General features: G+C 46.0%; 1 protein-coding gene. It reads right to left on the bottom strand.

Annotated features, from left to right (window positions below; genetic code table 11):
• Positions 1-153: 153 nt before the first annotated feature.
• On the bottom strand, positions 154-1617 hold the full coding sequence (locus tag KOO63_06110; protein ID MBU8921377.1) for a transposase: 1464 nt from the start codon (positions 1615-1617) through the stop codon (positions 154-156).
• Positions 1618-1882: the final 265 nt, after the last annotated feature.

The following is a 1882-nucleotide window of genomic DNA, read 5'->3' as shown; positions in this document are numbered from 1 at the left end:
GCTATTACGTAATTGACATTTTATTCATTTTGAAATTTTATTGTGGTGCGGGCAAAGATGTCCGCGCCACTTTTTTTTGTGTATATTCGTCAACGCGATTTCCTCCTCGTAGCGCTGATGTCCCGGGGCTGTTGAAATACCCCTTCTTTTTTACTAAACGAGTGCAGCTAATCTGGTTTTACGATTTTCCAGTTTGGAATATGAAAATGCAAACAAATCGCCAGGAATCGCGCACAGATGCCATATCCGCCCTAAAATAGCCTTTAATAGTGGGTTTTGGTGCAATAAAAACGCTGCAAGGCGTTTCATGTTCATCGCAATAGCAGTCATGTAAACTTGAATCGATACTTGCGCCAATCCTCGTCGATGCGCTCGACGCAAGCCGTGCTGAACTTTCGCTTCACCCTGCCGTCCCTCAACCAGCCATTTGTGACGTTTGTACGATTCAAAAAACTTATTATCCAGCCATCTTTTTTGAGTCCGTCTTCGCCCTCTCAACAGTGAAGTGTATCCATACACAATAAGTATTGAACGCGCGCTTCCGCTTGGTGGAACACATTGATTTTTAAGTGGGCAACACTTGCAGTCTTTTGTTTTCGCCTTGAACACCCACCCCTGTTTATTACTATGAACGTATCCCAGTTTTTTGTTTCCCGGACATCTGACAACATGATGCTTCCAATCGTACTTGAATCGCCGTATCGGCATGCTCTTTCCCTGTTTACGCTCCGGCTGCGGAGGAATCACCGGATCAATCCCCATCTCCTCAAGAAGCCTGTAGTTATCACTTATTGCGTATGCAGCATCCGCGGTCACCGTATTGGGCATTACACCTGTGTTTCGAGCGACCCTTTGAATCTGTTCAATCAACAGTGGCCCATCGTTCGTCTTGCCGGTCGTCACGTGGACATCGACCACAACGCCGGCTTTATCATCAACAACCGTATGCTGCTTGTATCCAAGTTTGTGTTGCTGCCTTTTGTTTGTCCTTGAAAAACTGGCATCAGGATCAGTTTTGCTTCGTCTCTCTTTTTTGGGTTCATTAGCTGGTGATGGCGGTTCGGAATCATCATTATCAACATCATCATCGTTTTTCTTAATAACCTCTTCAACGTACATTTTAACAACGCTATCCAAACTAGCGTCAGCCTCAATCATGGTGGAATCGACATGCACCATTTCATTGCTCAACAACCCGGCATCACCGCACTGCTTGACAATATTCTGAAAAACCTTGAGAAACGTTTCAACTCCCCAGCGTTGGCGTATCCTGGTCAGACTGCTGTGATGAGGCAGTTCCTCCACCAATCCAAACCCGCAAAACCAGCGGATTGCAATGTTGACCTGAGCCTCGCGCAACAGTTTGCGATCATGTTTGATGCCGTGCAAAAATCCCGCAAGCATCAGTCGCAGCGCGGATTCGGGATCGATACTCGGACGACCGTTCGTCTCACAGTACAATTCACGAACCTCCTCGCGAAACCAACCCGTCTTGAGAATGCTGTTTACTTTGTAAAGGATGTGATCCTTGGGAACCAGCGATGTCATGCCCGGAACCGTAATCATTTCTTCTTGCCAATTTTCGTTTTTGCCTAGCATTTGTAAAGTATATTTCAAATAAAGGCCTTTTTCAACAGCCCCGTCCCATCGGCTGTATCCGAAACGCCCCGTTTCGATTTTTATATAGGGACGGGACGTCCCTGATACAGCCGATGGGACATCAGCGCTACGATAATCGTAATTCTAATCAAGATTCGGATTCAAGCGACTTAACAAGCTTCTCGAACAACTTGTCGCTTTCTCGAATCGCTCTTCTTTTAATGCGCCAATAGCCATCTATAAGTTTTCGCGCTTTTGGGGTTAATTTAGATCCACCACCATC

This window comes from Candidatus Latescibacterota bacterium (assembly GCA_019038625.1).
GTDB lineage: Bacteria > Krumholzibacteriota > Krumholzibacteriia > Krumholzibacteriales > Krumholzibacteriaceae > JAGLYV01.
This window is presented reverse-complemented; position numbering and strand designations above follow the sequence as displayed.